General features: G+C 69.1%; 27 protein-coding genes and 1 tRNA gene. 17 read left to right on the top strand and 11 right to left on the bottom strand.

Annotated features, from left to right (window positions below):
* Positions 1 to 48: 48 nt before the first annotated feature.
* Positions 49 to 1,185: an ABC transporter ATP-binding protein gene (locus OG390_RS23600; protein WP_399085981.1), complete on the bottom strand. Its 1,137-nt coding sequence runs from the start codon at positions 1,183 to 1,185 to the stop codon at positions 49 to 51.
* A gap of 225 nt (positions 1,186 to 1,410) precedes the next feature.
* Between OG390_RS23600 and OG390_RS23595 the strand changes: the two genes are divergently transcribed.
* Positions 1,411 to 1,487: transfer RNA gene (locus OG390_RS23595), tRNA-Thr, on the top strand.
* 56 nt (positions 1,488 to 1,543) lie between these two features.
* Here OG390_RS23595 and OG390_RS23590 read toward each other — a convergent pair.
* A complete protein-coding gene (locus OG390_RS23590; protein ID WP_406170814.1) occupies positions 1,544 to 2,035 on the bottom strand; it encodes a GNAT family N-acetyltransferase in 492 nt (163 codons plus the stop codon).
* A 9-nt stretch (positions 2,036 to 2,044) separates the two neighbouring features.
* Entirely contained in the window at positions 2,045 to 2,926 is an 882-nt protein-coding gene (locus tag OG390_RS23585) for an aminoglycoside phosphotransferase family protein (protein WP_406170812.1), read from the bottom strand.
* 34 nt (positions 2,927 to 2,960) lie between these two features.
* On the opposite strand from OG390_RS23585, the gene OG390_RS23580 reads away from it, so the two are divergent.
* The 3 genes from OG390_RS23580 (at position 2,961) to OG390_RS23570 (ending at position 7,780) form a co-directional block, all read left to right on the top strand.
* Positions 2,961 to 3,614 carry a rhomboid-like protein gene (locus tag OG390_RS23580; RefSeq protein WP_406170810.1) on the top strand — a complete coding sequence of 218 codons (654 nt, stop codon included), beginning with the start codon at positions 2,961 to 2,963 and terminating at the stop codon, positions 3,612 to 3,614.
* A gap of 10 nt (positions 3,615 to 3,624) precedes the next feature.
* On the top strand, positions 3,625 to 5,031 hold the full coding sequence (locus tag OG390_RS23575) for an NAD(P)/FAD-dependent oxidoreductase (protein ID WP_406170809.1): 1,407 nt from the start codon (positions 3,625 to 3,627) through the stop codon (positions 5,029 to 5,031).
* A gap of 115 nt (positions 5,032 to 5,146) precedes the next feature.
* Positions 5,147 to 7,780, top strand: a complete 2,634-nt coding sequence (locus tag OG390_RS23570; RefSeq protein WP_406170807.1) for a glycosyl hydrolase — start codon at positions 5,147 to 5,149, stop codon at positions 7,778 to 7,780.
* Positions 7,781 to 7,850: 70 nt separating this feature from the next.
* Here OG390_RS23570 and OG390_RS23565 read toward each other — a convergent pair whose 3' ends face one another.
* Genes OG390_RS23565 through OG390_RS23555 form a run of 3 tightly spaced genes read right to left on the bottom strand, consistent with a single transcriptional unit; the run spans position 7,851 to position 11,595 of the window.
* The gene (locus OG390_RS23565) at positions 7,851 to 9,350 is read right to left on the bottom strand and encodes an MFS transporter (protein ID WP_406170805.1); all 1,500 of its coding nucleotides are present in this window, start codon (positions 9,348 to 9,350) and stop codon (positions 7,851 to 7,853) included.
* 56 nt (positions 9,351 to 9,406) lie between these two features.
* Positions 9,407 to 10,387, bottom strand: coding sequence for a zinc-binding dehydrogenase (locus tag OG390_RS23560; RefSeq protein ID WP_406170803.1), 981 nt, complete (start codon positions 10,385 to 10,387; stop codon positions 9,407 to 9,409).
* A gap of 41 nt (positions 10,388 to 10,428) precedes the next feature.
* A complete protein-coding gene (locus tag OG390_RS23555) occupies positions 10,429 to 11,595 on the bottom strand; it encodes an FAD-dependent oxidoreductase (RefSeq protein ID WP_406170801.1) in 1,167 nt (388 codons plus the stop codon).
* A gap of 123 nt (positions 11,596 to 11,718) precedes the next feature.
* Between OG390_RS23555 and OG390_RS23550 the strand changes: the two genes are divergently transcribed.
* A complete protein-coding gene (locus OG390_RS23550; protein ID WP_406170799.1) occupies positions 11,719 to 12,438 on the top strand; it encodes a pentapeptide repeat-containing protein in 720 nt (239 codons plus the stop codon).
* Between the two features lie 307 nt (positions 12,439 to 12,745).
* Here the strand turns inward: OG390_RS23550 and OG390_RS23545 are convergent, their stop codons facing one another.
* Positions 12,746 to 13,246, bottom strand: coding sequence for a hypothetical protein (locus tag OG390_RS23545; RefSeq protein WP_399085947.1), 501 nt, complete (start codon positions 13,244 to 13,246; stop codon positions 12,746 to 12,748).
* Positions 13,247 to 13,343: 97 nt separating this feature from the next.
* On the opposite strand from OG390_RS23545, the gene OG390_RS23540 reads away from it, so the two are divergent.
* On the top strand, positions 13,344 to 14,750 hold the full coding sequence (locus tag OG390_RS23540) for a M1 family metallopeptidase (protein WP_406170796.1): 1,407 nt from the start codon (positions 13,344 to 13,346) through the stop codon (positions 14,748 to 14,750).
* 34 nt (positions 14,751 to 14,784) lie between these two features.
* On the opposite strand, the gene OG390_RS23535 is transcribed toward OG390_RS23540, so the two are convergent.
* The 3 genes from OG390_RS23535 to OG390_RS23525 form a co-directional block, all read right to left on the bottom strand.
* Complete coding sequence (locus OG390_RS23535; RefSeq protein WP_406177819.1) at positions 14,785 to 16,338, bottom strand: M4 family metallopeptidase; 1,554 nt, start codon at positions 16,336 to 16,338, stop codon at positions 14,785 to 14,787.
* A gap of 251 nt (positions 16,339 to 16,589) precedes the next feature.
* Positions 16,590 to 17,546 carry a GNAT family N-acetyltransferase gene (locus OG390_RS23530; protein WP_406170795.1) on the bottom strand — a complete coding sequence of 319 codons (957 nt, stop codon included), beginning with the start codon at positions 17,544 to 17,546 and terminating at the stop codon, positions 16,590 to 16,592.
* A 10-nt stretch (positions 17,547 to 17,556) separates the two neighbouring features.
* Positions 17,557 to 17,988 carry an ATP-binding protein gene (locus tag OG390_RS23525; RefSeq protein WP_406170793.1) on the bottom strand — a complete coding sequence of 144 codons (432 nt, stop codon included), beginning with the start codon at positions 17,986 to 17,988 and terminating at the stop codon, positions 17,557 to 17,559.
* 237 nt (positions 17,989 to 18,225) lie between these two features.
* Here OG390_RS23525 and OG390_RS23520 point away from each other — a divergent pair, with 237 nt between their 5' ends.
* The 9 genes from OG390_RS23520 (at position 18,226) to OG390_RS23480 (ending at position 23,052) form a co-directional block, all read left to right on the top strand.
* Positions 18,226 to 19,077, top strand: a complete 852-nt coding sequence (locus OG390_RS23520) for a helix-turn-helix domain-containing protein (protein ID WP_406170791.1) — start codon at positions 18,226 to 18,228, stop codon at positions 19,075 to 19,077.
* Positions 19,074 to 19,271: a DUF397 domain-containing protein gene (locus tag OG390_RS23515; RefSeq protein WP_406170789.1), complete on the top strand. Its 198-nt coding sequence runs from the start codon at positions 19,074 to 19,076 to the stop codon at positions 19,269 to 19,271. Before OG390_RS23520 ends, OG390_RS23515 begins: the two co-directional genes overlap by 4 nt.
* A 167-nt stretch (positions 19,272 to 19,438) precedes the next feature.
* Positions 19,439 to 19,954, top strand: coding sequence for a DUF6879 family protein (locus OG390_RS23510; protein WP_406170787.1), 516 nt, complete (start codon positions 19,439 to 19,441; stop codon positions 19,952 to 19,954).
* Positions 19,955 to 20,182: 228 nt separating this feature from the next.
* Entirely contained in the window at positions 20,183 to 20,401 is a 219-nt protein-coding gene (locus tag OG390_RS23505) for a hypothetical protein (protein WP_406170785.1), read from the top strand.
* Entirely contained in the window at positions 20,382 to 20,918 is a 537-nt protein-coding gene (locus tag OG390_RS23500; protein WP_406170783.1) for a DUF6879 family protein, read from the top strand. The genes OG390_RS23505 and OG390_RS23500 overlap by 20 nt, the downstream gene beginning before the upstream one ends.
* 25 nt (positions 20,919 to 20,943) lie before the next feature.
* Positions 20,944 to 21,759 (top strand): helix-turn-helix domain-containing protein, encoded by an 816-nt coding sequence (locus tag OG390_RS23495; protein WP_406170781.1) that lies wholly within the window; start codon positions 20,944 to 20,946, stop codon positions 21,757 to 21,759.
* 336 nt (positions 21,760 to 22,095) lie between these two features.
* Positions 22,096 to 22,320: a DUF397 domain-containing protein gene (locus OG390_RS23490; RefSeq protein WP_406170779.1), complete on the top strand. Its 225-nt coding sequence runs from the start codon at positions 22,096 to 22,098 to the stop codon at positions 22,318 to 22,320.
* A 99-nt stretch (positions 22,321 to 22,419) separates the two neighbouring features.
* A complete protein-coding gene (locus OG390_RS23485; protein ID WP_406170778.1) occupies positions 22,420 to 22,899 on the top strand; it encodes a hypothetical protein in 480 nt (159 codons plus the stop codon).
* 3 nt (positions 22,900 to 22,902) lie between these two features.
* Positions 22,903 to 23,052 carry a hypothetical protein gene (locus tag OG390_RS23480; RefSeq protein WP_406170776.1) on the top strand — a complete coding sequence of 50 codons (150 nt, stop codon included), beginning with the start codon at positions 22,903 to 22,905 and terminating at the stop codon, positions 23,050 to 23,052.
* A gap of 84 nt (positions 23,053 to 23,136) precedes the next feature.
* On the opposite strand, the gene OG390_RS23475 is transcribed toward OG390_RS23480, so the two are convergent.
* Entirely contained in the window at positions 23,137 to 23,712 is a 576-nt protein-coding gene (locus OG390_RS23475) for a TerD family protein (protein WP_406170775.1), read from the bottom strand.
* A gap of 229 nt (positions 23,713 to 23,941) precedes the next feature.
* On the opposite strand from OG390_RS23475, the gene arfB reads away from it, so the two are divergent.
* Together arfB and OG390_RS23465 are read left to right on the top strand one after the other, a co-directional pair.
* Entirely contained in the window at positions 23,942 to 24,370 is a 429-nt protein-coding gene (gene arfB, locus OG390_RS23470) for an alternative ribosome rescue aminoacyl-tRNA hydrolase ArfB (protein ID WP_406170773.1), read from the top strand.
* Positions 24,371 to 24,488: 118 nt separating this feature from the next.
* Positions 24,489 to 25,394 carry a sigma-70 family RNA polymerase sigma factor gene (locus OG390_RS23465; RefSeq protein ID WP_406177818.1) on the top strand — a complete coding sequence of 302 codons (906 nt, stop codon included), beginning with the start codon at positions 24,489 to 24,491 and terminating at the stop codon, positions 25,392 to 25,394.

The following is a 25,394-nucleotide window of genomic DNA, read 5'->3' as shown; positions in this document are numbered from 1 at the left end:
GTGGGAGCGACCTCGGGGTGTTGATGCCGCCCCGTCGCGTCAGGCGCGTCAGTCGGAGAGGCGCTCGCCCGTCGAGGTGGAGAACACGTGGGTCTCGCCCGGACGCGGCACGACGTGCAGCGTGGCGCCCTTCTCCGGGACCGCGCGGCCGCTGACGCGGACGACGAGGTCCTTGAGGTCGTCGCCGACCTTGGCGCTGCCGTAGACGTAGCCGTCGGCGCCGAGCTCCTCGACGACGTTCACCGAGACGGCGAGGCCGGCCGGAGCGTCCTCGGCGTCCTTGGAGAGGGACTTGGCGGCCTCGCCGTTGTGCTCGACGATGTCGAAGTGCTCCGGGCGGACACCGACGGTGACCGTGCGGTCGCCCTTGTCGGCGGCGGCCTTGAGCGCCTCACGGTTGACCGGGACGACGCTGTTGCCGAACTTCACGCCGCCGTCGGTGATCGGGACCTCGACCAGGTTCATGGCCGGGGAGCCGATGAAGCCGGCGACGAAGAGGTTGGCCGGGCGGTCGTACATGTTGCGCGGCGAGTCGACCTGCTGGAGCAGACCGTCCTTGAGCACCGCCACGCGGTCGCCCATGGTCATGGCCTCGACCTGGTCGTGGGTGACGTACACGGTGGTGATGCCGAGGCGGCGCTGCAGCGAGGCGATCTGCGTACGGGTGGAGACGCGGAGCTTGGCGTCGAGGTTCGACAGCGGCTCGTCCATGAGGAAGACCTGAGGCTCACGCACGATGGCGCGGCCCATGGCGACACGCTGACGCTGACCGCCGGAGAGCGCCTTCGGCTTGCGGCCGAGGTACTCGGTGAGGTCGAGGATCTTCGCCGCGTCCTCGACCTTCTGGCGGATGTCGGCCTTCGGGACACCGGCGATCTTGAGCGCGAAGCCCATGTTGTCGGCGACCGTCATGTGCGGGTAGAGCGCGTAGTTCTGGAACACCATGGCGATGTCCCGGTCCTTGGGCGGCAGGTGCGTGACGTCGCGGTCACCGATGTGGATCGAGCCGGCGTTGACGTCCTCGAGACCCGCGAGCATGCGCAGGGAGGTGGACTTTCCGCAGCCGGAGGGACCGACGAGGACGAGGAACTCGCCGTCCGCGACGTCGAGCTCAAGCTGGTCGACGGCGGGCTTGTCGCCACCCGGGTAGATGCGGGTCGCCTTGTTGAACGAGACAGTGGCCATGGTGATGGGCCCCCTTCACCGGCAGGAACGTGCCGGACGATCCGTTGTAAAGGTGGTGGTGTAGTCCACAAGGGTGAACTGGGTCAGGACGGTACCTGGCGTTCACTCGGTCTGTCAGTACCTGCGGCCCTGTGAACTTCGCGGAAATTTTCGACAGGACGCGGCTGGGACCTGGGTACACTGCACGGGCGTGCATGCGTGCACGCCAGGCACGCACGCGTGCAGGCCTCCTTAGCTCAGCTGGTCAGAGCGCCGCTCTTGTAAAGCGAAGGTCGTCGGTTCGAATCCGACAGGGGGCTCCAACAGCTCAAGAGGACCGGGGCTCCGGCAGCTCGAAAACACCCGGGGCTCCGGCAGCTCACGAACCCGGCCGGCGCGCGTCACCCAGCGCCCGCAGTGCGTTGTCCGTCAGCCGGTACACCGTCCACTCGTCCTGCGGACGGGCGCCCAGCGACTCGTAGAAGTCGATGGACGGGCGGTTCCAGTTCAGGACGGACCACTCCAGGCGCTGGTATCCGCGCTCCACGCAGATCCGCGCCAGCTCCGTCAGCAGCGCCCTGCCGTGGCCGGCTCCGCGGGCCCCGGGGCGTACGTACAGGTCTTCCAGGTAGATGCCGTGGACACCGCGCCACGTCGAGAAGTTCAGGAACCACAGGGCGAAGCCGACCGGCTCGCCCGTCGTGTCGTCCACCGCGATGTGCGCGTACGCCGCCGGGCGCTCGCCGAAGAGTGCCTCGCGCAGCTGCTCCGGTGTCGCCCTCGCCTCCTCCAGGGCCTTCTCGTACTCGGCCAGTTCACGGACCAGGGCGTGGATGACGGGGATGTCGGCGGGGGTCGCGGTACGAATCATGCGGCGAGGCTAGGGCCTGCGGAGTCGGCGGGCGATCTCCAGCTGTTCGGCCTCCAGGGGGCGGCCGTCCTCGATATCCCAGAGGGCGTTCTGCAGGACGCGGGCGAGGGTCCAGGCCCGGGCCCGTTGCCGGTCCAGTCCCATCACGTCCGTCATGGCGTCGAAGCGCCAGAGGATCTCGTCCGCGTCGAAGCGGTTGTGGAGGGCGGGGCACAGGTCGAAGCCGGGGTCGCCGGCCAGCGGCTTCGGGTCGATGGCGAGCCACGGGGCGCGTTCGCAGGCGAGGACGTTCTCGTAGTGGAGGTCCCAGTGCAGGAGGCGGTCGCCGGGTTCGGCGACGACCTCGCGTACGGCGGCCGCGCAGTCGGCGAGGAGACGGCGGGCGTCCGGGTCCGCAATCCGCTCCAGCGCCTGCGGCAGCTGCTCCAGCATCGCCCGCGCGATGTCGCCGAGCCGCCGCATGCCCGGCGGTGCCGGCAGGGAGGTGAGGTGGGCCAGCAGGCGGGCGACGACCAGGACGGCCTCGCGGCTGTCGGGCTCGTGCGACAGCATGCGGGCCGGGTCGAGGCGTTCCAGGAGCATGGTGCCGGTGGCCGCGTCGTGTTCGAGGAGCCGTACCGCTCCGTCGCCGTCCCAGATGCGCAGGGCGACCGGCTCACCCTCGCTCTCCTCGTCGAGGAGCTGGAGCTTGAGGACGGCCGGAGTTCTGTCGGGGCGGCGCACGGGGAGGACCAGGGCCGTCACACCGTGCAGGGAGGGGCCGTCGGGGCGCAGCTCCCAGCGGCCGAGGAAGTCCGCTGCCCGCCGCGGGAGCGCGGCGATGAACGCGCGACCGGCCTCTCCGTTGTATTTGAGCTGAGAGGCGGCCAACTCATCCGGAACGTCGATCACCTATGGGACCCTACTGGCGTGCGTGAATCGGCTCATGCGAATTGACCGGGTCCTCCACAGGGTGTGGAGGTATGTGTGCGGCGCCCCCGGTACCTACGTCTGGCTGGGGATCCTCTTCGTCACCACGGTGGCCGTGCACCAGATGTCGCCGGAGTTCGAGCAGCAGTTCCTGCGGCAGCGCTCGACCAACATCCACGAACTGTCGAACACCCCGGTGCGGGTGCTGATCGCCAGCGCCATGTGGATCGACGGCGGACACTGGCTGCCGTACGCCGTCCTGTACACCGTCTTCCACGCCCCGGCGGAGCGCTGGCTGGGCACCGCGCGCTGGCTGCTGGTGTGCGTGGCCGCGCACGTGCCGGCCTCGCTCATCAGTGAGGGGGCGCTGTTGCTGGCCATCCGGCACGGGGTGGCGCCGCTCTCGGCGGTCAACACGCTCGACATCGGGGTGAGTTACGCGCTTGCGGGGGTGATCGCGGTGCTCACGTACCGGATCGCCTCGCCATGGCGGTATCCGTATCTGATGGTCGTCCTCGCCGTGTACGGGGTGCCGCTCGTGACCGGTCGCACCTTCACCGATCTCGGACATTTCATCGCGGTGCTGATCGGTCTGGCCTGCTGTCCGCTGGTCAGGGGCCGCGGAAAAGCACGGAATCCGAAGGAGACAGTGGCTGCTCCGAGGGGTTAACGTCCCGGCCATGAGCAGCTCGGCAAGCAATGTCGTGAACGGCGGCATCTCCTTCTGGTACGCGGACGACGGCCTCCCCGAGACGCGGGAGCCGCTGCCCGGCGACGCGTCCGCCGACGTCGTCATCGTCGGCGGCGGCTACACGGGACTATGGACCGCGTACTACCTGAAGAAGGCGGCCCCCTTCCTCCGCATCACCGTCCTGGAGCAGAAGTTCTGCGGCTACGGCGCCTCGGGGCGCAACGGCGGCTGGCTCTACAACGGCATCGCGGGCCGCGACCGGTACGCGAAGCTGCACGGTCACGAGGCGGCCGTGCGCCTTCAGCAGGCGATGAACGAGACGGTGGACGAGGTCGTCCGGGTCGCCGCCGAGGAGGGCATCGAGGCCGATATCCATCAGGGCGGCGTCCTCGAAGTGGCGTACACGCCCGCCCAGTTGGCCCGGCTCAAGGCCTTCCACGCGCACGAGCTGTCGTACGGCGAGAAGGACCGCGAGCTGTACGGGGCCCTGGAGACCGCCGAGCGGATCCGGGTCGCGGACGCGGTGGGCTCGACCTGGACGCCGCACGGGGCGCGGCTGCACCCGGTGAAGCTGGTCAAGGGGCTCGCGGCGGCCGTCGAGGCGCTCGGCGTCACCATCCACGAGCAGACGCCGGTCACGGAGATCCGCCCGAAGCACGCGGTCACGCCGTACGGCACGGTCCGCGCGCCGTACGTGCTGCGCTGCACGGAGGGCTTCACGGCCGCCCTGAAGGGGCAGAAGCGCACCTGGCTGCCCATGAACTCGTCCATGATCGCGACGGAACCCCTGTCGGCGGAGCAGTGGGAGTCGATCGGCTGGGAGGGCCGCGAGACGCTCGGCGACATGGCGCACGCGTACATGTACGCGCAGCGCACCGCCGACGACCGGATCGCGCTCGGCGGCCGCGGCGTCCCGTACCGCTTCGGTTCGCGCACCGACAACGACGGCCGTACGCAGCAGGCGACCATCGAGGCGTTGCACGAGATCCTCGTCCGCTTCTTCCCGTCCCTGGCGGGCGTGCGGGTGGCGCACGCCTGGTCGGGTGTCCTCGGCGTCCCGCGCGACTGGTGCGCCACGGTGACCCTGGACCGCGCGACGGGCCTCGGCTGGGCGGGCGGTTACGTCGGCTCGGGCGTCACCACCACCAACCTCGCCGCGCGCACGCTGCGGGACCTCGTCCAGCAGGATTCGGGGCAGGCGGGCGCGACCGACCTGACCGGGCTTCCGTGGGTCGACCACAAGGTCCGCAAGTGGGAGCCGGAGCCCTTTCGTTGGATCGGCGTCCACGGCATGTACGCCACCTACCGCACGGCCGACCGCCGCGAACTGACCACGCACAGCGCCCAGTCGTCGCGCCTGGCTCAAGTGGCGGACCGGGTGGCCGGGCGGCACTGAGGAAACTTTGCTCTCTGATTGCCGTCCCACAGCTCTCCCATAACTCCCTTCCCCTCAAAGCTGTTTGGCAGCTTGTGTCATGTACGCCACGGCTTCCTCAGGGGAGGACACTTTCATGGCAGCCAACGGCTTCCGAAGAAGGAGACGGGTGTGGGCGGTTCTCGCCGCGAGCGCCGCTCTGGGCCTGACGGTTACGCAGGCCCAGGCGGCGTCGGGCGGTGACGCCGACCCCTTCGGTGTGCGAGCGCTACAGCGACAGGCCCTTCTGAACCAGCAGAAGGGCCTGTCGGCTTTCGCGGAGGACCCGGGGGACGAGGACGAGGACGAGTCGGGGAACATCGCCGAGCAGGCCGACCAGTACGCGGAGGCGCGTACCTCGCCGGGGATCGTGGCGCCGGGCGCGTACGGGGCCGCGTACGACGAGCTCTCCGATCTGCCGCACACGGGCGGCAGTTGGAGCGATGCGACCCGCCTGCCGTACGACTCCGACGACGCGCGCTACCGCGACATCAACTCCAACTCCAGCGGCGGCGCGGGCCGGGTCACCGGACGCGTGACCGGGCTCGCGGCCGACAGCCACGGGTATGTGTACGCGGGTGCCGCCAACGGCGGTGTCTTCCGGTCGAGCCGTGGGGGCGGCCACTGGAAGAACATCTCCGACCGGCTGCCCGCCCTGTCCACCGGCGATCTGCAGCTCGATCCGCGCGGCCGTCTCTGGTACGCGACCGGCGAGGCCAACACCAGCGCGACCGCTTTTCTCGGGACGGGTGTGTACGTCCTTCGCGATCCGCGCAAGGGCAGCTTCAGCCCGCGTGACCGGGTCGGCGGGGACGAACTGGAGTCCACGTCCATCAACGCGCTGCGGTTCGGCGGCGGCAAGGTGTGGGCCGCGACCACGCGCGGGGTGTGGAGCCACTCCACCAAGTCCCTGAAGGGCGCCTGGAAGCTGGAGTTCGCGCCCAACCCGGACTATCTGCCGGGGGGTTCGAAGGCGTCCGATCCGTCGGCCGCGTACAAGAACATAGCGAGTGACATCGCGATCGACCCGAAGGATCCGAGCAAGGTCGTGCTCGCTGTGGGCTGGCGCAGCGGCGACACGTACAACGGGTTCTATACGAAGGGACGTCGGGGCTGGGAGCGGGCGACCGGGCTCGGTGAGCTGCCCACCAGCAGCGATGACGTCGGCAATGTGACCTTCGCGCGGAGTGCGGACGGGTCGCGGTACTACGCGATCGATCAGTCGCCGAAGATGATGGCGGAGAATCCGGACAGCGGGCTGGCGGGCATATTCGTCTCCAAGTCCGGTTCTCCGACCGGGCCTTGGAAGAGAATTGCCGATTACAAGCAGCTGCGTGACTCGGGCTCCGCGCTCACCGGTGACGGATACCAGCCCGGGATCCAGGCCTGGTACGACCAGTTCCTCCAGGTCGACCCGAAGGACCCCGGCCATGTGTACGCGGGCCTTGAGGAGGTCTTCGAGACCAAGGACGGCGGGGCGAGCTGGAGCGTGCCCGGGCCGTACTGGAACTTCGGCTTCGCCTGCTGGTCCATCGACCCGGCGAAGCAGAGCGGCGACTGCCCGGCTACCACCCATCCCGACCAGCACTCGGTCGCGATCGGAAGCGACGGGGGCGCGCCCTACGTGGTCGTGGGCGACGACGGCGGCGTCTACAAGCGGCCCGTGCAGGGAAGCGCCGACGCCTCGGGGCACGCCACCGACTGGAAGTCCCTGAACGACGGCACGATGGACGCGCTGCAGTACTACTCGGTGGGCGTGGGGGCCGACTCCCGCGGCGTCGCCGTCACCGGCGGCCTGCAGGACAACGGGCAGTCGATCCTGCGTCCCGGCGACCGCGTGATGGGCTCCGACTTCGGCGGTGACGGCGGCGACACGATCGCCGACCCGGACAACGGGTGCAACATCGCCGCGGAGTACGTCTACCTGGCGGTTTCGGTCACCAACAACTGCGCGGTGAACGACGGGAGTTGGCTCACCGACCCGTCGAAGGCGACCTCGTACTCGGTGGCCCCGCCCGACAACGCCACCGGTGAGGCCCGCTTCATCGCCCCGCTGAACGCCGACATCAAGGACAAGAACACCTGGGTCGCGGGCGGCCGCCACGTCTGGATCAACACCCACGGGTACGCGATCCGCAGCGGCGGTGAGTGGTTCGGCGCCTACGACCTCGGGGAGGGCCACACGGCCACCGCCGTCGCCTCCTCCGGCGGCAAGGTGTACGCCGCCTGGTGCGGCCCCTGCAACAACGCGGGCTTCACCCGGGGCATCGCGGTGGGCAACGCCGACGGCACGGGCTGGCACCAGCTGACCCTCCCGGTCGACGGGACGGTCCCCAACCGCTACCTGTCCGCCCTCGCCATCGACCCGGGCGACTCCGACCACGTGCTGCTCGCCGTCAACGGCTTCTCGCGCAAGTGGACCGAGGGTCCGGGCGCAGGCGTCGGGCATCTGTTCGAGACAAAGGACGGCGGGGTGACCTGGAAGGACGTCTCCGGGAACCTGCCGGACGTGCCCGCCAACTCGGTGGCCCTGCTGAAGGGCGGCGTCGTCGCGGTCGGCACGGACCTCGGCGTGCTGGTGCGGACCTCCCGGTCCTCCGGCTGGAAGGTCGCCGGGGACAACCTGCCCACGACGGCCGTGCTCCAGCTGCGCACCGGACCCGACGGGCGGCTGTACGCGGCCACGCACGGGCGCGGGATCCGGTCGATCGACGTACGGCGACTGCGCTGATCCCCTGACGCGTACGGCAGCGGGGCGGGACCGGACCGGATCTCGCCCCGCTGCCGTGCACACGGCCGGTTCAGGCCACCGACTGGGGCACGCGCGCCCCCGCGGGCGCGCGCTTCGGGGGCTTCGCCGTGACCATCAGGCCCGCGACCAGGGCGGCCAGGAGCATGATTCCGACGGCCCACCAGATGGCGACGGTGTAGCCGTGCACGATGCCCTCCCTGGTGACCAGGGCCTGCTGGGCGGGGTCGTGGAGATGGGCGGCGATGTACGCCGCGCCGCTGGTGGTGGCGATGGTGTTCAGCAGGGCCGTACCGATCGAACCGCCCACCTGCTGGGAGGTGTTGACCGTCGCCGACGTCACTCCGGAGTCCTGCGGGGCGACCCCGGCGGTGGCGGTGGCGAAGACCGGCATGAAGGTCAGGCCCATGCCGAGGCCCATCAGGATCAGGCCGGGCAGCAGCCGGCCCGCGTAGTCGGAGTCGACCGTCAGCCGGGTGAAGATCAGCATGCTGCCGGCCGCGAGGATCATGCCGGGGACCATCAGCATGCGCGGCGCCACGTGCTGCAGCAGCCGGGCCGAGATCTGGGTGGAACCGACGATGATCGCGGCCGTCAGAGGCAGGAAGGCCAGGCCGGTCTTCACGGGCGAGTAGCCGAGGACGACCTGCAGGTAGTAGGTCAGGAACAGGAACATGCCGAACAGCCCGATGACGGCGAGGGCCATGGTCAGGAAGCAGCCGGCGCGGTTGCGGTCCTTGACGATGTGCAGGGGGAGCAGGGGGCTCGGGGCCTTCGTCTGCCACAGGACGAAGGCGGTCAGCAGGGCGACGCCGACCGCGAACAGGGACAGCACCAGCGGGTCCGTCCAGCCGCGCGGCTCCGCCTCGCTGAAGCCGTAGACGAGCGCGACCAGGCCGCCGCAGCCCAGCACCACGCCGGGTAGGTCGAGCCGGGCGCCCTTGTTGCCCGGGCGGTCGCGCAGCAGCGTGAACGCGCCGAAGACGGCGGTGATCGCGATGGGGATGTTGACGTACAGGCACCAGCGCCAGTTCAGGTACTCGGTCAGCAGCCCGCCCGCGATGAGGCCGATCGCGGAACCGCTGCCCGCGAGGGCGCCGTAGACGCCGAAGGCCTTTCCGCGCTCCTTCGGGTCGGTGAAGCCGGTGGTGAGCAGCGACAGCGCGGAGGGGGCCAGTACGGCGGCGAAGGCGCCCTGGAGCGCGCGGGCGCCGAAGAGCATGCCGGGTCCGGTGGCCGCGCCGCCGATCGCGGAGGCGACGGCGAACCCGACGAGCCCGAAGACGAAGGTGCGCTTGCGGCCGACGAGGTCGGCGATCCGGCCGCCGAGCAGGAGAAGACCACCGAAGGCGAGCGTGTACGCCGTGATGACCCACTGCCGGTTGCCGTCGGAGATGCCCAGGTCGTGCTGCGCGGAGGGGAGCGCGATGTTCACGATCGTCGCGTCCAGGACGACCATCAGCTGTGCGAGGGCGATGATCACCAGGCCCCACCAGCGGTGGGGGTCGACGCCTGCGGGAGCCTTGGGTTCACCTGTTCGGGTGACGCTCACTCGGCCAGAAGACCATGAATCGGTATGTATCGCATCTCTTGTCGCATGACCTTCGCTCATGGCTCCAGCACCACCTTTCCGATCGTGCCCCGGGTTTCCAGCGCCCGGTGGGCGGCGGCCGCCTCGGCGAGCGGGAAGCGCGTCACGGCGGGAGCGAGGCGACCGGCGGCCGCCTCGGCGAGGGCGCGCAGTTCCAGGGTTCGTACGGCGTTGGGGCCGCCCGCCTTCCGCAGCATCACCGGGCCGAGCACCTGCTCCGTCACGCCCTCGACGACCAGCGGCTCCCCGCCCTGGATGCCCTCGCCGGACCAGCCGAAGACGATGTGCTTGCCGCCGGGCCCGAGGAGGCCGACGGCGGCGCGGGCGACCTCGCCGCCGACACCGTCGAAGACGACCGTCGCCGTGCGTGGGCCCAGCTGGGAGCGGACCTCCTCCGGCCAGGTGGGGTCCTTGTGGTCGACGGCCAGGTCGGCGCCGTTCTTGCGCACTCGGGCCACCTTCTCCGGGCCGCCCGCCAGGCCGATCACGGTGGCGCCCGCGTGCTTCGCGTACTGCACGAGGAGGGTGCCGATGCCACCCGCGGCGGCGGGCACGACCGCCACGGAATCGGGGCCGAGCTCGGCGAACTGCAGGATCCCCATGGCCGTACGACCTGTTCCGATCATGGCGACGGCCTGGGCGAAGTCGAGGTTCGCGGGGATCTCGTGGACGCGGTCGACATCGGTCACGGCCAGCTCGGCGTAGCCCCCGGGCGCGAAGCCGAGGTGGGCGACGACGCGCTTGCCGAGCCAGAGACCGGCGACGCCCTCGCCGAGGGACTCGACGGTTCCGGCGACCTCGCGGCCGGGGATCGTCGGCAGTGGAGTGGGCTCGGGGGCCGGGCCCCGCATGCCTTCGCGCAGGGCCGTGTCCAGGAGGTGGACGCCCGCCGCGGCCACGGCGATACGGACCTGGCCGGGGCCCGGCTCGGGGTCCTCGGCCTTCTCGTGGAGGAGGTTCTCGGCCGGGCCGAAGGCGTGCAGGCGGATGGCGTGCATGGTGGATTCCCCAATCATTCGGAGAAACCCAGCGTTTGACCTCAAGCATGCTTGAGGTCAAGGCGTTCCCGGATCCTGAAGGCCAGCGCGACGGCTTCGAGGGCGCTGTTGAAGGAGACCTCCGAGAGGACCCCTGGGGCGGCGACCTGGTCTCCCGCCAGGTAGACGCCGTCGCCCCGGTCGATGGACGGCCGGTCCCGCCAGCTCGTGCCGGGCAGGTCGACCGCGCCGGTACGGCCGCCTGCGACGGCCTCCCGTCGCCGGACGACGCGCTCGCGCCAGCCCTCGAAGGCGAGATCGAGCAGGTGCTCGGCGCGGGCGATGCCGTCCCGCCCGGACTCGTGCGGGGCGATCGGGATCTGGCCCTGGATGAGCTGCTCCCCGGCCGGGGCGAGGGTGCGGTCCTGGGCGGTGAACCGTTCGATCCAGCCGGGTGCGTCCAGGTCGGAGACGGCGAACGCGTCGCCGCGGCGGGTGCGCACGGCCAGGTCGACCAGCGCGGTCCGCCCGCTGTGCCAGGTCAGCGAGTCGTCCTTGAGGAGGTGGCGGGCGGAGGCGAGGGAGGTGGCGACGACGACCGGCCCCTGACCCACGGGCACGGTGTCGATACGGGCCAGGGTCTCCATGCGCACGCCGAGATTCCATGCCCGGGCGGCCATCCGGTCGATGACACTCGCCCATCCGCCCCGCGGGTAGTGCGCCTCCGGGGGCAGCTTGGTGGCCCGGCGCAGCCGTTCCTGCACGAACGCGGCGGAGAGCGAACCGGGGTCGTGGTGGAAGAGGGCGACGGCGGAGTAGTGCGCGGCGGCCCGCGCTCCTTCCTCTCCGGCCTGTTCGGTCGCCCACGTCATGAAGTCGACGTCCACCGGCGCCTGTTGGGAGGAACGGCGCAGCAGCTTGAGCATCGCGAAGGGCGGGGTGCGGCGCAGGGCGCCCTTGTGGTGCAGCCGCAGCCGGGCGGCTTCCAGGGGTGGGATCGGGGCGAGCGGCCCGATCAGGTCCCGCTGCTTGAGCCAGGTCCAGTGCGGGCCGCCGCTGTAGAGGGCGTGCGGGCCTTCGTTCGTCCGGTACGGCCCCTCGGCGGTGCGGGCCCGGCCGCCGAGCGTGTGGTGCGCCTCGTACACGGTGACCCTGGCACCGGCCTCGGCGGCGGTGATGGCTGCGGTGAGTCCGGCGAAACCGCCGCCGATGACGGTGATGTGCTGCATGGTTGGCCTCTCCCTGCTGTGGGGCGTCTTGCTGATACGACTGGTCGAGGGCCCCGGAATGTGACATGAGCGGCGACTTCGCAGGTCAGGAGGATTGTCAGTGGCGGCATGCAGTATGGGGGCATGGCGAGGCGAGCGGCGGGTGGGAGCAGCGGTTCGGGTGCGAAGGCGTCCGGGACCGGGGTGAAGGCGGCACGGCGGCCCGAGGTGCGGCTGCCGGCGCTGGAGCCGTACGGCGGCGCGGAGTTGGAGCCGGACGGGGATTACGACGGTCTGGAGTTCCAGGAGCTGGACTTCGTCGGGCAGGACGGCGGGGGCGCCCGCTTCATGGACTGCGCGCTGAGGGGCTGCGCGCTGGACGAGACGTCGCTGCATCACGCGCGCGTGCTGGACTCGGTCCTGACGGGCATACGGGGCGTGGGCACCGATCTCGCCGAGTCGACCCTGCGCGACGTCGAATTGATCGACGCCCGCCTCGGTGGAGTGCAGCTGCACGGGTCCGTACTGGAGCGCGTCCTGATCCGCGGCGGCAAGATCGACTACCTGAACCTGCGCAAGGCCCACCTCAAGGACGTCGTCTTCGAGGGCTGCGTGCTGGTCGAGCCGGACTTCGGGGGCGCCCGGCTGGAGCGCGTGGAGTTCGTGGACTGCGTCCTCAAGGGCGCGGACCTCACGTCGGCGACCCTCACGGACGTGGACCTGCGCGCGGCGGCGGAGCTCGACATCGCGCGGGGGGTGGACCGGCTGGCGGGGGCAGTGATCAGCCCGGTCCAGCTGATGGATCTGGCGCCGGTGCTGGCGGCGGAGATGGGGGTGCGGGTGGTGGGGGTCGACCAGGACTGAGCGGCCGGGGGTGATCGACCGCGCTGTTCGGGCCGGGGCGATCGACCGCGCTGATCGGTCCGGGGTGAGCGGCACTGCGGGAGCTCTCGGACCGATCGGTCCGGATCGAAGAAGCCGGGGCCGGTGCGCTGGTCGTAGCGTGAACCTCGTGGTGTGCGGTCCGTGCGGCGGCCGTGCGCCGTCGAGGAGACCGCGAGGCCGACTTCCGGCGGCTCGTCGGCGGGTTCTTCGCGCAGACGGAGGCCAAGTTCCTGCAGCCCGGGTGTTTTCTTGCGGACCGGACCGGGCCGACGGCGTGGGGGCGCGGTCAGCTCACCCGGGGGAAGCGGGCCTGGAGGGTCCAGATCGCCGGGTTCTCGGCGAGGTCGTCGTGCAGGTCGGTGAGGTCGGCGATCAGGTCGTGCAGGAAGTCGCGGGCCTCGCGGCGGAGTTCGGAGTGGGAGAAGGTCAGCGGTTCCTCCTCGCCCGGCATCCAGTCGGCTTCGATGTCCACCCACCCGAAGCGGCGCTCGAAGAGCATGCGGTCGGTCGACTCGGTGAAGTCCAGCTCCGCGTGCTGCGGCCGGGAGGCCCGGCTGCCGCGCGGGTCCTGGTCGACCTGCTCCACGATGTCGCACAGCGCCCACGCGAAGTCGAGCACCGGCACCCATCCCCAGGCTGTGGACAGCTCCCGGTCCGCCTTGGTGTCGGCGAGGTAGACGTCTCCGCAGAACAGGTCGTGCCGCAGTGCGTGGACGTCCGCGCGGCGGTAGTCGGTCTGCGGGGGGTCGGGGAAGCGGTTGGAGAGGGCGTAGCCGATGTCGAGCACGTAAGTGATGGTGTCACGGCCGACCGGGCGGCTCCGTCGGCCACGGGGCGTCGGTGCCAGGGCGCCGGAGGGCGGCAGCCCCCATAGGATGACGCATGTGCACCGATCTTCCGTCGCCGTCCCCTTTGCCCTGGCGCTCGTCGTCGCCCTCGCCGGGTGCAGTGGAGGCGGAGTGCAGGGAAAGCCCGGCGCGTCCGGTGTCCGCGACCCGTACTTCCCGAAGATGGGCAACCTCGGCTATGACGTCACCCACTACGGACTGACGCTCTCCTACGATCCCAAGGCGCGGCATCTCGTCGGCACGGCGGAGATCACGGCCAGGGCCACCCAGGACCTCACTGCGTTCAACCTCGACCTCAAGGGGCTGGACGTCGACGGCGTCACCGTCGAGGGAAAGGTCGCCCGCTGGAATCGCGCAGGACAGGAGCTGACCGTGCGCCCGCACGACGACCTCGACAAGGGGGAGACGTTCCGTGCGACGGTCCGTTACTCGGGTGACCCCGAGACGATCACCGACGCGGACGGCTCGCAGGAGGGCTGGCTGCGCACGGCCGACGGCTCCCTCGCCCTCGGCGAGCCCACCGGCTCGATGGCGTGGTTCCCCGGCAACCACCATCCCTCCGACAAGGCGTCGTACGACATCCGGATCACGGTTCCGGAGGTCCTGCAGGCCGTCTCCAACGGTGAGTTGAAGAGCAAGACGACCAAGAACGGCCGTACGACCTTCGCCTGGCACACTGCCGAGCCGATGGCGAGCTATCTCGCCACGGTCGCGATCGGCCCGTTCAGGATCACGCGCTCGACGACGAAGGACGGCCTGCCCGTGTACGTCGCCGTCGACCCGACGCAGGTCGAGCCGAGCGAGAAGGTGCTCGCGCGTATCCCCGAGATCATGGAGTGGGCGGAGTACAACTTCGGTCCGTATCCCTTCTCCTCGACGGGCGCGATCGTCGACCGCCCGGAAGACGCGGACTACGCCCTGGAGACCCAGACCCGCCCCGTGTTCCCGGGCGCCCCCGGGACCGAGCTGCTCGTCCACGAACTGGCCCACCAGTGGTACGGCGATTCCGTCTCCCCCAAGTCCTGGCGGGACATGTGGCTCAACGAGGGCTTCGCCACCTACGCGGCGTGGCTGTGGCAGGAGGACCACGGCGGCGACACGGCCGACGAGATCTTCCACGCGCTCTACAAGGGCGACTACTACGACAACCCGGAGGAAAGCGACGAGGTCTGGGCCTTCCCGCCCGCCAAGCCCTCCGGACCCGCGAACATCTCCGACAGCCCCGTCTACGACCGCGGCGCGATGGTCCTTCACAAGATCCGGCAGACCGTCGGCGACGACACGTTCTACGACATCATCCAGGGCTGGGCCGCCACCCACCGCCACGGCAACGCGAACACCGAAGACTTCACGGCGTACGTCGAGGAGAAGGCGCCGGACAAGGATTTCAGCGAGATCTGGAAGGACTGGCTGTACGGGGAGGGCAAGCCGGACCACGCATGAGGGACGGGGTGGCCCGACTGCCCGTCTCCGGCCGCTAGTTCACGTTGACCGCGGTCCAGGCCGAGGCCACCGCCGCGTACTCGGGGCTGCTCGTGCCGTACAGGTCGGCTGCCGCCTTGAGGGTGCCGACGCGTGCGGCGGCGTAGTCCGTCGAGGACGTGAAGTACGTGGTCAGGGCCTTGTACCAGATCTGGTAAGCCTTGGTGCGGCCGATGCCGGTGACCGTGGAGCCGTTGTAGGTCGGGGAGTTGTAATTGACCCCGTTGATGGTCTTCGCTCCGCTGCCCTCGCTGAGCAGGTAGAAGAAGTGGTTGGCGACGCCCGAGGAGTAGTGCACGTCGAGGTGGCCGACCGTGCGGGACCAGTAGTCGGCGGAGCCGCCGTCCTTACTGGGCTTGTCCATGTAGCGCAGCGGGGTGCCGTCGCCATTGATGTCGATCTTCTCGCCGATGAGGTAGTCGCCGACGTCGGAGGAGTTGTTCGCGAAGAACTCGACCGAGGTGCCGAAGATGTCGGACGTCGCCTCGTTCAGACCGCCGGACTCGCGGGTGTACTTCAGCCCGGCCGTGGCGGCGGTCAGGCCGTGGCTCATCTCGTGCCCGGCCACGTCGAGCGAGGTGAGCGGGTGCGTGTTGCCGGACCCGTCGCCGTACGTCATGCAGAAGCAGCTGCCGGACCAGAAGGCGTTGACGTAGGCGTTGCCGTAGTGGACGCGGGAGTAGGCGGCCTTGCCGTCACCGGCGATGCCGTTGCGATTGAACGCGGACTTGTAGAAGTCCCACGTCACGGCGGCACCGTAGGCGGCGTCGACGGCCGCGGTCTGCCGGTTGGCGGGTGTGCCGTCGCCCCAGCTGTCGTCCGCGTCGTGGAGGAGGGTGCCCGTGCCGGACGTACCGCCGTTCAGGTCGTACGTCTTGTGGCCGCCGCGGCCGCCGTCGATCAGGTCGTAGCCGCCGGACGAGGAGGCGGTGGTGCCGAGGGCGACGGTGCCGCTGTACTCGGCGGCGCCTGTGCCGGTGTCGATCGCCTCGTAGCTGTACAGCTTCTTGCCGGTGGCGGCGTCGGTGATGACGTGCAGTTCGCTGGGCGTGCCGTCGTGCCGCAGACCCTTGACGACGGACTCGTAGGCGAGGACGGGCTTGGCGGGGACGGCCCAGACGACCTTGCGGGTGGTGGAGGTGGCCTTCTCGGTTCCGGCGGCCTTGAGCGCCGACTTCTTCGCGGCGGACGCGGATACGGCGGCCTCGGTGGACACGACGGATATCCGGGCCCTGGTCGCCTTGTCGACGCCTTTGAGGTGGCCGCTCCTCGTCACGTGCGTGACCAGGTCGCCGCCGAGGACGGGCAGTCCGTCGTACGTCCGCTCGTAGCGGGTGTGGACGGTGCCGTTGGCGTCCTTGACGACATCGCGGACGACGAGTTTCTCCTGGGCGCCGAGGCCGAGCTTCCCGGCGGTCGAAGCGGCGCCCGACTGTGCCGACTTGATGGCGGCTGCGCGCTCGGAAACGCTCAGCGGGAGGGCAGTCGCCCCGCTGCTCTTCTCCGGGGCGGCGGTGGCCGACCCGTTCTGCACGGCGAGTACGACCATCGCGGCGGACGCGGCGAGGGCGGTGGCACGGAGTGCGGTCTTGCGCGGGGTGTGCGCGGCGCGGGAGAGCAGTCTCACTCGAACTCCTTCAGACAGGCCACGATGGGGCCACAGGGGACTCACAGCTATGGGGTGTGAGGGTGGAGCCTGAGGGGAAGTGCGAGGAGAGGGTGACACTTGACGCCCTGCGTTTGACAGGGTGCGGTCAACTCTTTACGTATTCGTATCCGAAAGCCGTGTGGCGGAATCCGCTATGCGGACGGCCCGGCGTTGCCCAACTCTGCCAGCAATTGCGAGAGGTGGGGCGGCCAGTGGGCCTCGGTCGACGTGGCGAGTTCCTGCGGGCTCCACCAGCGCCAGCCGAGGATTCCGTCCTCGTTGTGCGCGGCGGCGAGATGGTCGCCGGCCGGCTCACGACGGGGTCCGCGCGCCACATAGATGTGCTCGTACTGGCGCACCGGAACTCCGGCCCGGGTGAAGTCGTGCTCCCAGGTGCACAGCAGGAGTCCGGGCGTGAGGTCGGTCCAGCCGGTTTCCTCGCGCAGCTCCCGCAGGGCGCCGTCGCGCGGACTCTCCCCGGGTTCGAGGCCTCCGCCGGGCATGGCCCAGTGGACGCCCACCTCTTCGTTGTCGTACCGGAAGAGGAAGACGGATCCGTCGGGATCGAGGACGGCGACGCGTGCCGCCGCGCGCGGGGTGCGCAGCGCCTTCCGCAACACGGCGCAGGGGCGCCCGAGTCGGCGGTCCTTGCGCCGCCCGATGACCTCGTACCCGAGCGAGGTCCAGAAGGCGAGGCCCTCGGGGTTGCTGTCGAGTACGGCGAGGCGCAGGGCGTCCCGCCCCGCGCCTCGGAACCGCCCCTCGACGCTCGCCACCAACTCCCGCCCGTATCCCTTGCGTCGCTCGCCCGCCACCACCATGAGGAACCCGATCCACGGATCGGGATCGTCCGGGTCGGGATGCCGTGCGAGCGTGATCACGACCCCGACGAGCTTTCTGCCACTCCGGCCGAGGAGCACCTCCACGTCCGGATCCGCCAACTCCGCGGCGAGCACGGCCGAGACCTGCTCCGGGCGGATGTCGTCGGGGTCGGGGAAGTCTCCGCTCAGGGCATGGAAGTCGCGGTGGGAGGCGTGGAGGGCGGTGAGCTCGGCGAGCAACTCGCCCTGCAGGGCGCCGCCTTCCGGGGTGAGGGGTTCGAGCAGCATGGTGCGCACGCTAGCCGCCGCCGGGATCATCTCGGAGCTCGAACCAGACGCGCTTTCCTGCGGCCAGAAATCCGTCGCTGCGGGCCACGCCCCAGTCGTGGGCGAGCCCGGAGAGCAGGACTAAGCCCCGCCCGCTTTCCGCCTGCGTGTCGGGGCCGATCAGACGAGGCGTGGCATCGGCGGTCTCGTCGTACACCGAGACCCGTACGCGATCGTGCCGGACGACTGCTTCCATGCGCACGACGAGGGACGCGGTGTGCGCGCCGACGTTCGTCACGACCTCCGACACCAACAAGCGGGCGATGTCGGCGAGTTCACGGTGACCCGTGGCCTGGAGGAGGAGGGCGATCGTGTCTCGGCAGACCTTGGGGCTGGTGGGGGAGTTGGGGGTGCGGAGGCGGTAGATCTGTGGGGGGTGTGGGGTGGGCGGAATGGGGTCCATGTGGGGGCTCCGTCGTTGTCTTGGGGGTACGGGGCTCCGTGCTGCACACCGCCATGGCTCGGCCGTGCCAACTGGCCCGGCTGCACTGCGGTCTTACTGGTGTGCGGTACGGCATGGGGAAGACGGTAGGGCACAGGTATGTGACGTCGCATACCTGCGACGCGAATTCCACTCGTGTGGGTGGACCCGTCGGAAGACTGAGCGGCAGACTGTGACCATGAGTCAGGAAGGGAAACGATGCCTCCCAGGAGCAATCCCACCGCGCGCCAGGTGCGGTTGGGCGCGGAGCTGCGCAAGTTGCGTGAGGCGGCAGGGCTGACCACCACGGAGGCCGGCGCCCTGCTCGGCGGCAACCAGGCCCAGATCAGCCATATCGAGGCAGGCCGCTGGGGTGTCAGCGCCTCGCGTGTGAGGCAGTTGGCCGTTCACTACGAGGCCTCGAACGCTCGACTGGTCGATGCGCTGTGCGTGATGGCCGAGGAACGGAGCAAGGGGTGGTGGGAGGACTACCGCAGTGACCTCGCCCCAGGCTTCCTCGACGTCGCCGAACTTGAGCACGGGGCGTCGTACCTCCGCTCCTTGCAAACGGTGACGATCCCGGGGATCTTGCAGACCGAGGACTACGTACGGGCCATCCACGACGGCCGCATCCCACCGCTCCCGGCAGCTGTGGTCGATGTGCGGGTGGAGTTCCGGATGAAGCGAAGCCAGATCCTCGACCGTGACGACCCGCCGCCATTCGAGGCGTTCATTCACGAGGCGGCGTTGCGGATGCGGTTCGGCGGCCGCAAGGTCACGCAGGCGCAGCTGCGACACTTGCGAGAAGCCTCCGAGCGGCCGGCCGTGACGGTGCGCGTCATCCCCTTCGCCTACGAGGGCTTCATCGAGGCGACTCAGCCTGTGTCCTACGCAGGCGGCCCACTAACGGAGTTGGACACGGTTCGCGTCGACAGCGCTCTGGGCGGACGGAGCCTGTACGCCGACGCCGCACTCAAGAAGTACCGCGCGCAGCTTGAGGTCGCCGACGGGGCCGCGCTCGGTACGGAGGAGTCCCTTCGGCTCATTTGCGACATCGAGAGAGAGCTATGACCAGGTTGTCCACGCATGCGATCCGCTGGCAGAAGTCGTCCTTCTCGGGAGTGGATGGAGAGGACTGCGTCGAACTCGCCCGCGCCGAAGCCCACCTCCTCCTCCGCGAGAGCGACGCCCCCGGCGATGTACTCGCGCTGGCTCCCAGGGGCTTGCTGGCTCTGATACGTCACTTCAAAGCCGAGCCTCAGTGAGCGGTTCCGGTCGCCGTGCTCCCGTGCGCCGTACGCGCCTCTCTTGCCCCGGCGAGCCGCTGGGCCGATGCTCGTGCACGCTGGTGCAACCCCACTCGACAGTCGGCTCCCGGCGGTCATGCTGCAGTACATTCCCCACCCGGACCACGGCAACGGAGAGACGGCACGTGCAACCACCAGCGCGTAACGCCCTGGCGAAGGCCCAACACTCGGCGGTCCACCTTGAGTTGCGTGACAGCTACATGCTGGATGACCCCGAGTTCATCGCGTGGCAGCAGGGCAAGCGACTTGACCCCGCTGACCGCTCCTCGTGGTGGGGCGGCTGGCATGACGCGGTGCGCGACGCGGTTGTCCGCGGCGTCGTGGTCCGGCGTGTCCGCATCGTTTCCGAGCCGATCAGTGACTACGTGCGGTACGAGTACGACGGCACGTTCACCAACATCGCAGCGGGTGAACTGGTCCGATGGCTGCCGAGGCGGGAGACGACCGATCTCGCGTTGCCCGGTACGGATTTCTGGGTTTTCGACGGCGCGCAGGCGCTCTTCCACCACTTCACCGGCGAGGGGCAGTTAGACGAGGATGGTCGGGAGTACACGGACGATCCAGTGCGAGTGAAGCTCTGCGTTGACGCCTTCGAGGACGTATGGCAGCGCGCGATCTCCCACGAGAAGTACTCGGTCTGATCCCAGCGCTCGCCGAGAATCGATGTGTTGCGTTGTTGCCCGTTCGAGGCCGCTGTCGGTCATGCGTCGGCCACGTGACCAACCTCTCGTAAGCGCTGATCAGATCCCATCTGCCCGTGACTCGAACCCACAGTTCTATGCGACTACGTGACTAGACTGCGGGCCGCTCTTGTAGCGGGCGTATGACCGTCCGTAGCTTGCTGACCACACAGACCGGAGGGGGTCTCAGTGGACGAACTGCGGATGATTGCTGGCGGGCCGTGCAGGAGCGGCGAGGACGACAAGTGCGGGAACGGCGACTGCCCGACCGTGTACGCCACGCCGGAGCCGGGAATGTTGGCCATCCAGGGTTACGACGTGGCCCATCCGACGCCGGAGGGTGAGTCGGTCGTGCTGATCCCGGAAGGCATCCTGAAGGAGGCCGCCCGTGGCCGTGGATGGCTCTAGCCCCGTACTGCTGGACGGCGACGAGTGGCAGGTGTACTTCCGCGACTTCAAGCGCTCCGCGTTCCGGCTGGAAGGCCACCAGACCTACACCATGCCTGCCGAGGCTGAGACGGTCCGCGACTTCCTTGCCGGAGCCTCTATGCCGGAGGGCTTCAACGCGCCGTGGCACCAGACGATTCGGGACCACGCGGCGGCCGGGCGGACGATGACCCGAGCGAAGATCGTGCGTCGACCGCTCACGCCCTACAACCGGTACCTGTTCGAGTGGTGCATCCCTGGGAATGTCGCTGCCGGAGAGGACTACCAAATAGTTGATTTGACCGATGGGCCGAATCCCGGACTTCCGGAGCAAGACTTCTGGCTGTTTGATGAGACGACCGTGGTTCATCTCAACTACCGTCCTGACGGTACCCAGATCAATCGGGAACTGATCCAAGACCCGGACATCGGCAAGTATCTCGCGTGGCGGGATCTCGCACTAGAGAGTGCCGTACCGTTCAGTGCCTATCGAACCTGAGACACAAGCACGGGAACGGAAGGATTTGGCGGAGGTCCTTCGGGGTCTCCGCCGTGCTTCCGGTCTCAGCGGCGAACGCCTGGCGCTGCGCTGCAACATGAGCCAAACGAAGATCAGCCGCATCGAAACCGGCCGCGCTCTGCCTACGGTTATCGATGTTGAGCGCATCCTCAAGGCACTTGCTGTGCCCGATGAGGTTGCCGACGAGCTTCTTCGGCTGGCACGCCGAGCCAATGTTGACTATGCATCTTGGCGCGCCTATGCGCGCGTTGGCCTCTACCACAAGCAGGCCGAGCTGAAGGCGCTTGAGTCGTCATCGCGAGTGATGCGGCACTTCTTGCCGGCAATCCCTACTGGCCTGTTGCACGTCCGTGAGTACGCCGTCGAGACGCTGTCACCCATGGTCGCTGGCGACCCGGCCAGGGATGTTGTGCGGGCTGTACAGGCCCGCATGGACCGTCAGGCCATTTTGGACGACACGTCGCGCTCGTTCTGGTTCCTGCTGACCGAGCAAGCTGTCAGGTGGCAGCGTGCCAGTGCCGAGGCCATGGCGGCGCAGTGCGCGCATATGGCCGAGGTCAACCGGAAACCCAACGTCGAGATTGGGATAGTCCCGCAGGGGGCGCGGGTTCCTGGCACCCCTATGAACATCTTTGTCGTCTACGACAACCGCCTCGTGACCGTCGAATTGTTCTCCGGGGAAGTCGTTTTGCGTGACCCCAGAGATATATCCCAGCACCTCAATTTGTTCGATCTCTTCTGGTCGCATGCTCTCGCCGGTGATGAGGCTTCGGCGTTCCTTGAGGAAGCCGCAGGCGGCTTTATGTGTCAACGTAAATAGCGCTACGCAAGGGCCGGTCGGGGTGCGAGGATGAATTCATGGAGAGCGAAGAGAAGACCTCGGAACCTGGAGAGCTGATCTCCAGAGGACTTTGTTTTACTGAGCTGCCGCCTGAACCCTCGGCAAAGCCCGGTTGCGCTGACTGCCTTTCCATTGTGGTTGCCCGTGAGAACGCGCGCTCCGCCGGGAACTACAGCGGCGTATCCGACTGCAATGTGAAGCTGCGTCAGCATCACACGGGGGCACACGTACCTGCCTCTCCTCCCATGAACTCCCGTCCGGCACGGGCGGCGACGGTCAGTCATGGCCGTGACAGGTGAGCAGGAAGGTGCAGCGATGCAGAACGGAACTGACCTGTACGCGCTCAACATCGACGGGGCCTCGTTCATGAAGGCCTGCGGGGGCCCGTGCACCGAGGGGTGCGTGACTCTGGCCCGGATCGGAGACGACTCCTGGGCCCTCGGTGACAGCAAGCGGCCCGAAGCGGAACCGCTGAGGTTTACCACGGAGGAATTGGACGCGGCCGGTATCGATCCGGCGCGGTTCGGCCTGTCGGCCTGACCCTCCCCTTGCCAGTCGGCCCTGTCCCTCCCCTTGCCATCACCGGGTGGGGCCGACTGGTCTGTCTCCCTTTCGCCTCTGAGCCCGTCGGGACGACTGTTGCCACACCACCATGGCTATCTCTGGACGGGTCCGAAACAACGCTTCGACCAGGAGGCGCTCCGGCGGCCCCCGCATCCTGATCCGCCCCCGGCGGGGAGCAGGCCGGAACTGATCCAGCGGTACCGCGAGGTGGTCGCGGAATTTCCCAGCTCTGATCTGCCGCCACTGGAAACGGCGTTCTGGCTGATGAAATCGCCCTCTGCAGTCCGTGGAACGTGGGACGAGCCGAAGGAAGCCGCTGCCTGGCTCGGGGACCGGTTGACGGAATACGCGCCTCGTTTCGACTCGGCTGCGGAGCGTGACATCATGCGCATCGCGCTACTCATGAACTCCACGATGGAGCAGCTGAGTTGGGGCAGTGACGTATCCCTGGGCTTCTACCTTGAACGCCCCTTGTACCTCTCTCTGGCTCTGGTCACCTGCTCACCGAACCGCGCGGCTCCCGATCTGCCGTGCCCTGTTTCACCGAGGAGATGATGCGTGACGAAGGAACCGTCGTTCGAGGAATTGCTGAGCAGGACCCGCCGCTCGGCCGTGTATCTGGAGATGCGGGACGGCTACATGACCTCGGATCCCGATTCTTCGCCGAACGGGCGCTCGCGGTCGACGAGGCGCGTCAGCAACTGTTGACCTGAGCACGGGACGTCGCATAGGGCGGTGCCCCGGCCGCGACGGTGGACGTCGTGGTCGGGGCACCGTAGCCGCAGGCGAACGTCAGACGCTCACGCCGAAGTCCTGGGCGATGCCCACCAGGCCCGAGGCGTAGCCCTGGCCGACCGCGCGGAACTTCCACTCCGCGCCGTTGCGGTAGAGCTCGCCGAAGACCATGGCCGTCTCCGTCGCCGCGTCCTCGGAGAGGTCGTAGCGGGCGATCTCGGTGCCGCCGGCCTGGTTGATGATGCGGATGTAGGCGTTGCGGACCTGGCCGAAGTTCTGCGAGCGGGTCTCGGCGTCGTAGATGGAGACCGGGAAGACGATCTTGTCGACGTCGGCGGGGAGGCCCGCCAGGTTGACGTTGATCGCCTCGTCGTCGCCCGCGCCCTCGCCCGTGCGGTTGTCGCCGGTGTGGACGATGGTCTGGTCCGGGGTCTGCTTGTTGTTGAAGAAGACGAAGTGGGCGTCCGAGTAGACCTTGCCCTGGGTGTTCACCGCGATGGCCGAGGCGTCGAGGTCGAAGTCGGTGCCCGTGGTGGTGCGGACGTCCCAGCCGAGGCCCACGGTGACGGCCGTCAGGCCCGGAGCCTCCTTGGTGAGCGAGACGTTGCCACCCTTGGACAGGCTTACAGCCATGGGGAGTCCTTCCCTCGTTGCGTACGGGCTTCGTACTGGGGACGAAGCTACCGGTACCCCTATGAACGCAGAGAGGGGCACCCGAGGTTCCGGGCCTCTTTACTTTCTTTACCGAGGTCGGAAACGAGGCCGAGGCCGGGACCGAGGGCGGGAGTCCCGTACGGCCTTGAACCCGTACGGCCTTGAAAACGAGGTGACGTGGGCCCGTCACGCACGCGACCATGGACCCATGTCCGGTCCTTACGTCATCCGCGGCTCCGTCTCCCTGCCCGAGGCCGAGCTCATGTGGCGTTTCTCGCGGTCCAGCGGGCCCGGCGGACAGCACGTCAACACCAGCGACTCGCAGGTCGAGCTGCGGTTCGACCTCGCGAAGACCGAGGCGCTGCCGCCCGTCTGGAAGGAGCGCGCCCTCGCCAAGCTCGCGGGGCGCCTCGTCGACGGCGTCATCAGCGTCAAGGCCTCCGAGCACCGCTCCCAGTGGCGCAACCGCGAGACCGCGGCCGTACGACTCGCCTCCCTGCTCGCCGAGGCTTCCGCGCCCCCGCCCAAGCCCCGCCGGCCCACCCGTATCCCGCGCGGGATCAACGAACGCCGACTGCGCGAGAAGAAGCAGCGCTCCGACACCAAGCGTGGCCGCTCCGGGCGCGACTGGGGCTGAGCGGCTCCAGGGCCCTGTCACATTCCTTCCGCGCGATCCGTCGAAGAACTGACGGAACGGACCGTGACGAGGAGATGTGACCGACATGAGCGACAGCGAATTCCCGGGTGCGCCGGGTATGCCGGATGCGTCGGGTGCGCCCGGCAGGAGTGCGGCCGAATTCCTCGCCGAGCGGTTCGAGTCGCACCGGAGTCATCTGCGCGCCGTCGCCTACCGCATGCTCGGATCGCTCACCGAGGCCGATGACGCCGTGCAGGAGGCCTGGCTCAAGCTCAGCCGGACCGATGCGAGCCGGGTCGACAACCTCGGCGGCTGGCTGACGACCGTCGTGGGGCGGGTCTGCCTGGACATGCTGCGTTCGCGCAGGACGCGCGGCGAGGAGCCGCTGGCGGAGCCCGGTGATGCCGTCGTGCGGATGCCGGATCCCGTCATCGGTCCCGCCGAGGGCATCGACCCCGAGCAGCAGGCGCTGCTGGCCGACTCGGTGGGCCTCGCCCTGCTCGTCGTACTGGAGACACTGACGCCGGCCGAGCGGCTCGCCTTTGTGCTGCACGATCTGTTCGCCGTGCCGTTCGAGGAGATCGCGCCCATCGTGGGCCGTACGCCGGCGGCGTCCCGTCAACTCGCCAGCCGGGCCCGACGCCGGGTCCAGGGCGGGGCACCCGCGCCGGATCCCGACCTCGCCCAGCAGCGGGAGGTCGTCGACGCGTTCCTGGCGGCGGCGCGCGAGGGCGACTTCGACGCGCTCGTGGCGGTGCTCGATCCGGATGTGGTGGCGCGCTCGGAGGGCGGTGTGACGGCCGGGGCGATCGCCGTGGCCTCGGGGGCGAGCAGCTTCGCCCACCTCGCCCGTGTCGCGCGGCCCGCCCTCGTCAACGGCGCCGCGGGTGTCGTGGTGGTCGCCGAGGGCCGCACGGTCGGCGTTCTCGCCTTCACGGTCGTGCACGGCAGGATCGCCGTGATCGACATCCTCAACGACCCGGAGCGGCTGGCCGGGCTGGACCTGACGCTCCTGGACGGTTAG

The organism is Streptomyces sp. NBC_00996, from assembly GCF_045162675.1.
Lineage (GTDB): Bacteria > Actinomycetota > Actinomycetes > Streptomycetales > Streptomycetaceae > Streptomyces.
The sequence above is the reverse complement of the archived record's forward strand: the minus strand, read 5'-3'. Positions and strand labels throughout refer to the sequence as shown.

Coding starts and splice junctions, on each gene's coding strand:
- OG390_RS23600 (WP_399085981.1), bottom strand. CDS start 1,185: ATGGCCACTGTCTCGTTCAACAAGGCGACCCGCATCTACCCGGGTGGC.
- OG390_RS23590 (WP_406170814.1), bottom strand. CDS start 2,035: ATGATTCGTACCGCGACCCCCGCCGACATCCCCGTCATCCACGCCCTG.
- OG390_RS23580 (WP_406170810.1), top strand. CDS start 2,961: ATGCGAATTGACCGGGTCCTCCACAGGGTGTGGAGGTATGTGTGCGGC.
- OG390_RS23575 (WP_406170809.1), top strand. CDS start 3,625: ATGAGCAGCTCGGCAAGCAATGTCGTGAACGGCGGCATCTCCTTCTGG.
- OG390_RS23570 (WP_406170807.1), top strand. CDS start 5,147: ATGGCAGCCAACGGCTTCCGAAGAAGGAGACGGGTGTGGGCGGTTCTC.
- OG390_RS23560 (WP_406170803.1), bottom strand. CDS start 10,387: ATGCACGCCATCCGCCTGCACGCCTTCGGCCCGGCCGAGAACCTCCTC.
- OG390_RS23555 (WP_406170801.1), bottom strand. CDS start 11,595: ATGCAGCACATCACCGTCATCGGCGGCGGTTTCGCCGGACTCACCGCA.
- OG390_RS23550 (WP_406170799.1), top strand. CDS start 11,719: ATGGCGAGGCGAGCGGCGGGTGGGAGCAGCGGTTCGGGTGCGAAGGCG.
- OG390_RS23535 (WP_406177819.1), bottom strand. CDS start 16,338: ATGGTCGTACTCGCCGTGCAGAACGGGTCGGCCACCGCCGCCCCGGAG.
- OG390_RS23530 (WP_406170795.1), bottom strand. CDS start 17,546: ATGCTGCTCGAACCCCTCACCCCGGAAGGCGGCGCCCTGCAGGGCGAG.
- OG390_RS23525 (WP_406170793.1), bottom strand. CDS start 17,988: ATGGACCCCATTCCGCCCACCCCACACCCCCCACAGATCTACCGCCTC.
- OG390_RS23520 (WP_406170791.1), top strand. CDS start 18,226: ATGCCTCCCAGGAGCAATCCCACCGCGCGCCAGGTGCGGTTGGGCGCG.
- OG390_RS23515 (WP_406170789.1), top strand. CDS start 19,074: ATGACCAGGTTGTCCACGCATGCGATCCGCTGGCAGAAGTCGTCCTTC.
- OG390_RS23490 (WP_406170779.1), top strand. CDS start 22,096: ATGCAGAACGGAACTGACCTGTACGCGCTCAACATCGACGGGGCCTCG.
- OG390_RS23475 (WP_406170775.1), bottom strand. CDS start 23,712: ATGGCTGTAAGCCTGTCCAAGGGTGGCAACGTCTCGCTCACCAAGGAG.
- arfB (WP_406170773.1), top strand. CDS start 23,942: ATGTCCGGTCCTTACGTCATCCGCGGCTCCGTCTCCCTGCCCGAGGCC.
- OG390_RS23465 (WP_406177818.1), top strand. CDS start 24,489: ATGCCGGATGCGTCGGGTGCGCCCGGCAGGAGTGCGGCCGAATTCCTC.